The organism is Acidisphaera rubrifaciens HS-AP3, from assembly GCF_000964365.1.
In the GTDB taxonomy this organism is placed as follows: domain Bacteria; phylum Pseudomonadota; class Alphaproteobacteria; order Acetobacterales; family Acetobacteraceae; genus Acidisphaera; species Acidisphaera rubrifaciens.
In genome coordinates this window covers 1-7687 of sequence record NZ_BANB01000176.1, presented here as the reverse complement: position 1 = coordinate 7687, position 7687 = coordinate 1, and the positions used below count along the sequence as shown (strand labels likewise).

Here is a 7687-nt window from a genome sequence, read left to right as displayed (position 1 = left end):
ACGGCGCCGGTCACGCGGCCGAAGCCCAGCCGGTCACGCCCGGCATCGCCGCTGGCCCCGAGACCGAGCCCGCGCCGGTGCCCGCGCCCGAAGCGACCCCGGAGCCCGCGCCGGTCGTGAAGCCGATCGTGGTGGGAGCGGCGCCGCCGCCGGCACCCAAGCAGGGATGGTGGCGCCGCTAAGGCGCCACCCCGTTCCGGTCGGCGGCGGGGGACGCCGCTAGGCCGCGATCTGGTCGTCCGTCAGGGCGAACGTCGCCGGGGCGCCGTGCATGACCTGGTGGGCATAGGCGCCGGCCTGCGCCAGGACATGCGCGGCGTAGAATTGCGCGGTGCCGATCTTGGCCTGGTGGAAATCGCGGTCGGCGTTGTCGCCGCCCTCCAGGCGCGCGGCGGCCGCCATGGCCGCCCGCGCGGTCTGCCAGCCGCCCGCGACCGTGCCGAACAGCTTCAGATACGGCACCGCCCCGGCGCTCGCGGCCCCGATATCGGTGCCGTAGGTCGCCACCATCCAGTCGGTGCACGCATTGAGCAGGCTGACGGCGGAGAGCAGGCCCGCGCGCAGCCCGGCCAGTTCGCCGCTCTCCGGCAGGCGTTCGGCGGTCGCCCGCATCTCGGCGGCGAGGGCATGGGCCGCCCGCCCGCCGTCGCGCGCGACCTTGCGCCCGATCAGGTCATTGGCCTGGATGCCGGTCGTGCCCTCGTAGATCGGCAGGATGCGCGCATCGCGCAGATGCTGCGCCGCGCCCGTCTCCTCGATGAAGCCCATGCCGCCATGGATCTGCACGCCCAGGCTGGCGATGTCGCCGGCCTGCTCCGTGAACCAGCCCTTGACGATGGGGATCAGCAGATCGGCCCGTGCCTGCGCCCCCGCGTCCTGCCCCGCCTGTGCGAGGTCGAGCGCGTGGGCGGTGACGATGCCGAGGGCGCGCATCGCCTCGATCCGCGCCTTCATCTCCATCAGCATCCGCCGCACGTCGGCGTGGCGGATGATCGGCACGCGCCCGCCGCCGCGCACGCCCGCCTCGGTGCCCTGCACCCGGTCGCGGGCATAGGCGCGCGCCTGCTGGAACGCGCGTTCGGCGATGGCGAGGCCCTGCAGGCCCACCTGGAAGCGGGCGTTGTTCATCATGATGAACATGTATTCGAGACCGCGATTGGCCTCGCCCACCAGCTCGCCGAGCGCGCCGCCCGCATCGCCATAGGCGAGCACCGCCGTCGGGCTCGCCTTGATGCCGAGCTTGTGCTCGATCGACACGCAGCGGATGTCGTTGCGCGCGCCGGGCCGGCCGTCCGCGTCGGGGATGAACTTCGGCACCACGAACAGGCTGATGCCCTTCACCCCCGCCGGCGCGTCCGGCAGGCGGGCGAGGACGAGATGGACGATGTTCTCGGCCATGTCGTGCTCGCCATAGGTGATGTAGATCTTCTGGCCCTGGATGCGGTAGCGCCCCTCGCCGTCCGGCGTCGCGCGGGTGCGCACGGCGGCGAGGTCGGAGCCCGCCTGCGGCTCCGTCAGGTTCATCGTGCCGGTCCAGCTGCCTTCGATCAGCTTCGGCAGATAGAGCGCCTTCTGCGCGTCGCTGCCGGTCAGCTCCAGCGCCTCGATCGCGCCGCGCGTCAGCAGCGGACACAGGGCGAAGGACATGTTGGCGGCGTTCCACATCTCCTCGACCCCGGCGGCGACGCTTTTCGGCAGGCCCTGCCCGCCATGCTCGGGATTGCAGGACAGGGCGTTCCAGCCCCCTTCCACGAAGCGGCGATAGGCGTCGGCGAAGCCGGGCGCGGTCGTCACCGCCCCGTCGTCCCACCGGGCGCCCGCCTTGTCGCCCGGCGCGTTCAGCGGCGCCAGCACGTCGGCGGCGAAGCGGCCGGCCTCCTCCAGCACGGCGGCGACCAGCTCGGCATTAACGTGATCCGCCCCCGGCAGGGCGGCGACCGCGTCCATGCCGACCAGCTCCTCCAGCACGAAACGCAGGTCGCGCAGCGGCGCGGCGTAGGTCATCGGTCGGTCTCCTTGGCTGCCTCGCGCAGCACATGCTTCTGAATCTTGCCGGTGGAAGTGCGCGGCAGCGGGCCGAACACGAAACGCTTCGGCACCTTGTAGTGCGCGAGCTGCGCGCGGCAGTGGGCACGCAGCGCGTCGGCGTCCGCCGCGTGCCCCGGCTTCAGCTCGATGAAGGCGCACGGCGTCTCGCCCCATTTCGGGTCGGGCTGCGCCACCACGGCGGCGCCGAACACGGACGCGTGCCGGTGCAGCGCCTCCTCCACTTCCAGCGAGGCGATGTTTTCGCCGCCGCTGATGATGATGTCCTTCGACCGGTCGCGTATCCGCACGTAGCCGTCGGGATCGACCACGGCGAGGTCGCCGGTATGGAACCAGCCGCCCTCGAAGGCGCGCGCGCTCGCGTCCGGGTTGGACAGGTAGCCGCGCATGGTGATGTTCCCGCGAAAGACGATCTCGCCCATCGTGGCACCATCCCAGGGCACCGGGGCGAGCGTCGCCGGGTCGCGGACCTCCATCGCCTCCTGCAGCGGATAGGTCACGCCCTGCCGGGCGAGCTTCTCCGCCCGCGCCTCCAGCGGCAGATCGGCCCACTCGGCCTGCGGCGCGCAGACGGCGGCGGGGCCCAGCACCTCGGTCAGGCCATAGACATGCGTCAGATGGATGCCGATCCGCTCCGCCCCCTCGATCAGCGCGGCCGGGGGCGCGGCGCCCGCGACCATGCCCTGCACCGTGTGATCGATCCCGACGCGCATCTCCTCGGGCGCGGCGACCACGTTGGCATAGACGATCGGCGCGCCGCACATATGCGTCACCCGGTGGCGGCGGATCGCGTCGAGGATCGGCGCGGCATCGACCCGGCGCAGGCAGACATTCACCCCCGCGAGCAGCGCGACCGTCCACGGAAAGCACCAGCCGTTGCAGTGGAACAGCGGCAGCGTCCAGAGATAGGTCGGGTGCGCCGGCATCGACCAGCAGACGACGTTGCTGACCGCATTCAGATAGGCACTGCGGTGGGCGATCACGACGCCCTTGGGATCGCCCGTGGTGCCCGATGTGTAGTTGAGCGAGATCGCGTCCCACTCGTCGGGCGGCCCCTCCCACGCATGGTCGGGATCGCCCTCCGCCAGCAGCGCCTCGTAGGTCAGGGCGCCGATCCGCGTGTCCGGCGGCCCCAGCGGGTCGTCCAGATCGACGACAAGGATTGGCGTGTCGAGCTGTTCGAGCGCCGCCCGCGCGACCGGCGCCAGCTCGCCGTCCACCAGCAGAACCCGCGCGCCACCGTGGCGCAGCATGAAGGCGACGCTGGCCGCATCGAGCCGCGTGTTGAGCGTGTTGAGGATGGCGCCCGCCATCGGCACCCCGAAATGCGCCTCCACCATGGCGGGCACGTTCGGGGCCAGCACGGCGACCACGTCGCCCCGCCGCACGCCGCGCGCGGCCAGGGCGGAGGCAAGACGGCGGCAGCGGGCATAGGTCTCGCGCCATGTCCAGCGCAGGTCGCCGTGGACGATCGAGGTGCGGCCGGGAAACACCAGCGCCGCGCGGGCGAGGAAGCTGAGCGGCGAGAGCGGCGTATAGTTCGCGACCCTGCGTTCCAGCCCGATCTGGAACCGGCCGTCGCCTTCCGTAGCTGGTCCGTCCATGGCGCTCGCCTCCCCTCCGATGATCCTCGGCTTGGCCGCAGATTACGCGAGGGAACCGCCGGAACAAATGCCGCCCGGGGGCCGCGCGGAGGTTGACCGGGCCGCGGCGCGGGCGCACCAAACCGCCTCCCCGCCCCGACGGAACCCAGCATGACCCTGCCGAGCCTGCTTGCCGCCCTTGTCGAGCGCTGTCGTCGTGCGGCCGCCGCCGTCGTCCTGGCCGGCGCCGTCCTCGGGGGCCTCGGCGGGTGGTATGCGAGCGGGCATCTCGGCGTCTCCACCGACACCGACCGGATGTTCTCGGCCTCGCTGCCCTGGCGGCAGCGGGCGGATGCGCTGGCGCGGGACTTCCCGCAATTCCAGGACCTGCTGGTGGCGGTGATCGACGCCCGCATCCCCGAGGAGGCCGACGCGACGGCCGCCTCCCTCGCCGCCGCGATGGCGGCGGACACCGCCCATGTGCGCAGCGTCCGGCGCCCGGACTCGGCCCCCTATCTGCACCGCGAGGGGCTGCTGTTCCTCGATCAGAAGACGCTGCAATCGCTGCTCGACCGCACGGTGGACGCGCAGCCCTTCCTCGGCCAGCTGGTCGCCGATCCCTCCGCGCGCGGGCTGCTGGCGACGCTCGGGCTGATCGGACTCGGCGTGCAGCACGGCGACGCCGACCTCAGCGGCTTCCGGGCGGCCCTCACCGGCTTTCACACCGCCATGGCCGAGGCGCTGGCCGGGCATCCGCAACCGCTGTCGTGGCAGAACCTGCTCAGCGGGCCGGTGAGCGATCTCGCCGGCAAGTACAAATTCGTCCTGGTCCAGCCGAAGCTCGACTACGGCTCCCTGCAACCCGGCGGGGCGGCGACGGCGGACATGCGGACGGCGATCCGGGGGCTCGAATTCGTCAAGTCGGGCGACGCGCGGGTGCGCATCACCGGCTCCGTCGCCCTGGCGGACGAGGAGTTCGCGACGGTCGCGCAGGGCGCGGTGGCCGGGCTGATCGGCAGCGTCCTGCTGATCACCCTCTGGCTGTTCCTCGCGCTGCGCACCTGGCGGCTGATCCTGCCGGTGCTGGGCACGCTCGCACTTGGCCTGTTGCTGACCGTGTTCTTCGCCGCGGCGGCGGTGGGCACGCTCAATCTGATCTCGGTCGGCTTCGGCGTGCTGTTCGTGGGCATCGCCGTCGATTTCGCGATCCAGTTCAGCGTCCGCTACCGCGAGCAGCGGTTCGAGGCCGCGCAGGCCGAGGCGGCGATGGCCGAGACGGGCCGGCGGGTCGGCGTGCAGATCCTGGTCGCGGCGGCGGCGACGGCGGCGGGGTTCCTCGCCTTCGTGCCCACCGATTTCTCGGGCGTCGCGGAGCTGGGGCTGATCGCCGGCTTCGGGATGCTGGTCGCCTTCGCCTGCACGCTGACCTTCCTGCCGGCGGCGATCGCGCTGTGCCGGCCGCGGGGCGAGGCGGCGGAAGTGGGATTTGCCTGGGCGGCGCGGCTTGATCCGGTGATCGCCCGTCACCGCCGGCCGCTGCTGGGCATCTTTGCCGTCCTGGCGCTCGCGGGCGTCGGCCTCACCTTCGCGCTGCGCTTCGATTCCGATCCGCTGCACACGAAGAACCCGGACACCGAGGCGATGCGGACGCTGCGCGACCTGTTCGACGACCCGGTGACCAACCCCTACAGCGTCGACATCCTGACGCAGGACGCCGCGGCGGCGGCGGCGCTGACGCCGAAGCTGGAAGCGCTGCCGCTGGTGGCACAGGTGCTGTCGATCAACAGCCTGGTGCCGAAGGATCAGGGGCCGAAGCTCGCGGCGATCGCGGACGCCAACTCCATCCTCGCGGTCACGCTCGCCCCGCACGGGCCGGTCGCCCCCGCGACGCCCGCCGACATACGCATGGCGGCGGCGACGGCCGACGGACAGATCGAGCCGGCGCTGGCCAAGCTGCCGAAGGATGCGCCGCTCGCGCTGATCGCGGGCGACCTGCGGGCGGTGGCGAAGGCGCCGGACGCCATCCTCGTCGGCATGGACCATGCGCTGACCCGCTTCCTGCCGGTGCAACTGGCGCAGCTGCGCACCGCCCTGTCGGCGGAGCCGGCCACCATCGCGACCATCCCCGAGGATCTGAAGCGCGATTGGCTGCTGCCGGACGGACGGGCACGGGTGCAAGCGATGGCCAAATCGACCGCGCGCGACAGCCGCGGGCTGCAGGCCCTGGTGCAGGAGGTGGCGACCGTCGCCCCGAATGTCGGCGGCTCGGCGGTCACGATCGTGGCGACGGCGCGCACGATCGTGGACGCGTTCCGCACCGCGGCGGTGGGCGCCTTCGTCGCCATCGCGCTGATCCTGTTCGTCGCCCTGCGGCGCGCGCTCGATGTCGGGCTGGTGCTGGCGCCGCTGTCGCTGTCGGCGCTGATGACGGTGGTGGCGATCGTCGCGATCGGCATGCCGATCAACTTCGCCAACATCATCGCCCTGCCGCTGCTGCTCGGCGTCGGCGTGTCGTTCAACATCTATTTCGTGATGAACTGGCGGGCCGGCCGGCCGCGCATGCTGGGCTCGGCGACCGCGCGGGCGGTGATGTTCTCGGCGCTGACCACGGGCTCGGCCTTCGGGTCGCTGGCGCTGTCGGCGCATCCCGGCACGGCGAGCATGGGGAAGCTGCTGCTGATCAGCCTCGGCTGCACCCTGGTCGCGACGCTGGTGTTCATCCCCGCGCTGCTGTCGGCCATCGGGCCGCCGCGCACCACCCGCGGCTAGGGCGTGGCGCCGCGCGCCGTCCAGGCCTCGGCGAGCAGGCAGAGCAGTTCGAACAGGATGGACGCGCCGTTGAAGGCGGTCAGCGTGCCGACATCGAAGGGCGGTGCCACCTCCACCAGATCGGCGCCCACGAAATCGAGGCCCCGCAGCGCGCGCAGCAGCCGCAGCGCCTCGATCATCGTCAGCCCGCCCGCCTCCGGCGTGCCGGTGCCCGGCGCCTGTGACGGGTCGAGGCTGTCGATGTCGAAGGAGAGATAGACGGGACCGCCGGCGGCGATCCGCCGCGCCTCGTCCGCCGCGTGGCGCCAGCCCCGGTCCTGCACCTCGTCCATCATCATCACGCGCATGCCGGCACGCTGACTGAAGCCCCAGAGATCGGGGTCGTTGGTGGTGCCGCGCAGGCCGATCTGGATCGCGCGGGCCGGGTCGATCAGCCCTTCCTCCGCCGCGCGGGAGAACGGCGCGCCGTGGTGAAAGCGCGAGCCCATGTAGTCACCGCCGGTGTCGCCGTGCGCATCGATATGCACGAGGCCGACGGGGCCGCCCGCCGCGACCGCGCGCAGGATCGGCAGGGTGATCGAATGGTCGCCGCCCACCGACAGCGGCACGATGCCGGCGGCTACCACGTCGCGATAGAAGCCGGTGATCTCCGCCTGCGCCCCCGTCAGTTCGAACGGCCGCTCGATCCAGCAATCGCCGAGGTCGCGAACGCGGGCGGCAGCGAAAGGCCGTATGCCGGTCGCGCCGTTGATACGCCGCAGCAGCGTGGACTGCTCGCGCACCGCGCGCGGGCCGTGGCGCGTGCCGCTGCGGTTGGTGACGCCGAGATCGAAGGGTACGCCGATCACGCCGATATCCGTATCGGCCAGCGCGTCGGCGACCGGCGCGCGGAAGAAGCTGGCAATGCCGGTGTAACGCGGCCGCGCCTGCGGGTCGTCCATGTCGTGATAGTCGCGCGGCGGCTTGATCATGCCCCGGCTCCGGGCCGGCTCGGCACGGCACGGCGGATCGCCGCCCGCCCGCCCGGGCGATGCGACCGGGCTTGGACGCCCGTTCGCATGCCGGTGGCAGGATGGCCCGTCAGGCCGAGGCGCTTTCGGGCTCGTCGGACAGTTGCACCGGCCGCCCACCGAGGCGGAAGCTGCCGATCGGCCGGCGCGGCTCCGCGGGCTCCACGGCGGCAAGGGGCGCCGGCTCGGCGAGCGGCGCGGGCCGGATCTCGGTGGCCATGTCCGCCGGGGCCGGCTCGACCTGGGCCGGTCCCGGCGCAGACCCTCCGGCCGCTCCAT

At 72.5% G+C, this 7687-nt stretch carries 5 protein-coding genes and 1 pseudogene; 2 read left to right on the top strand and 4 right to left on the bottom strand.

From position 1 onward, the window contains the following. Nucleotides 1–182: pseudogene (locus tag B8460_RS23050) on the top strand (hypothetical protein); the annotation flags it as partial. A gap of 37 nt (nucleotides 183–219) precedes the next feature. On the opposite strand, the gene B8460_RS06465 reads toward B8460_RS23050, so the two are convergent. Together B8460_RS06465 and B8460_RS06460 are read right to left on the bottom strand one after the other, a co-directional pair. Beyond that, nucleotides 220–2004: an acyl-CoA dehydrogenase gene (locus B8460_RS06465; protein WP_048860762.1), complete on the bottom strand. Its 1785-nt coding sequence runs from the start codon at nucleotides 2002–2004 to the stop codon at nucleotides 220–222. Beyond that, nucleotides 2001–3650, bottom strand: a complete 1650-nt coding sequence (locus B8460_RS06460; RefSeq protein WP_048860761.1) for an acyl-CoA synthetase — start codon at nucleotides 3648–3650, stop codon at nucleotides 2001–2003. Before B8460_RS06460 ends, B8460_RS06465 begins: the two co-directional genes overlap by 4 nt. A gap of 150 nt (nucleotides 3651–3800) precedes the next feature. On the opposite strand from B8460_RS06460, the gene B8460_RS06455 reads away from it, so the two are divergent. Next, the gene (locus tag B8460_RS06455; protein ID WP_048860760.1) at nucleotides 3801–6398 is read left to right on the top strand and encodes an MMPL family transporter; all 2598 of its coding nucleotides are present in this window, start codon (nucleotides 3801–3803) and stop codon (nucleotides 6396–6398) included. Here the strand turns inward: B8460_RS06455 and speB are convergent. Then, the gene (speB, locus tag B8460_RS06450) at nucleotides 6395–7369 is read right to left on the bottom strand and encodes an agmatinase (protein WP_084623292.1); all 975 of its coding nucleotides are present in this window, start codon (nucleotides 7367–7369) and stop codon (nucleotides 6395–6397) included. The genes B8460_RS06455 and speB overlap by 4 nt on opposite strands. A gap of 109 nt (nucleotides 7370–7478) precedes the next feature. After that, the coding region (locus B8460_RS21690; RefSeq protein WP_206742643.1) for a hypothetical protein at nucleotides 7479–7687 on the bottom strand (209 nt) is incomplete at its 5' end.